The following is an 800-nucleotide window of genomic DNA, read 5'->3' on the forward strand; positions in this document are numbered from 1 at the left end:
CGTGGTCCGACCCGCGTCATCCCGAGCATCGCGCCATGCGCGAATGGGCGAGAGGCCGGTATCAACCCGAATTCGACCCCTCCGTCGCCAAGGCGCGCGTGGCTCGCGCGGTGCCCGATCGGGATCTGACCCCCTAAGGCCCACCGCTCCCCCCTCTAGGTCAACGTATTCGTCCATCTTTCAGTCAGTGGACCGAGCCATTGTGCAACACGGGCTCTCCACAGGGCGGCATCGTTGACGCAAAAATGGATAATCGAGGAACTTTTGGGAAACGAGTACCACCCCATCACGATGTTCCCGCGCTACGACGCCAACACGCGATGAACGGCCATCACGATCCCGGATTGGAGCAATCGATACTCCACGGCAGCGTCGCCCTCGTCAACGCCCTCGAGATCCCGGCTCCAAATCTCCATGGTGTCGGCCTGGTGTAAGAGGTCGTCAGGAAACCCCGGACCAAAGGGGGCCGATTCACGATCTCCACCAACACGCAATTCGTAATCTCGCGCAACTTGTCCACCCACGCGCCTCCTCGCCTCTCATTGTTGCCATGTCCGCCGCAGATCAAAGCCGTAAAGGGCCCCATGTGCCTCGGTCGGCATACACCGCCAGCAATCGAGTGGGTGTCGACTCGCGGGCACGACCCCGTACACCCATTGGGGGGCAACACCCCCTCGCATGAGGACAACGCACCCGGAGTTGGGTCCAAGGTTACTGGGCAGGAGAATTAGGGCGCACCAACGGCGCTGATCCCGGGGGTGCCACCGTCACCAGCGCTCCGATATAGAGATGCGGATAGA

General features: G+C 61.9%; 1 protein-coding gene. It reads right to left on the bottom strand.

Going from position 1 to position 800, the window contains the following annotated elements; translation table 11 throughout:
- Window positions 1-302 precede the first annotated feature (302 nt).
- A complete protein-coding gene (locus HIJ39_RS23230; protein ID WP_169103387.1) occupies window positions 303-524 on the bottom strand; it encodes a hypothetical protein in 222 nt (73 codons plus the stop codon).
- Between the last annotated feature and the right edge of the window lie 276 nt (window positions 525-800).

Source organism: Sulfobacillus harzensis (assembly GCF_012933365.1).
Lineage (GTDB): Bacteria > Bacillota > Sulfobacillia > Sulfobacillales > Sulfobacillaceae > Sulfobacillus_B > Sulfobacillus_B harzensis.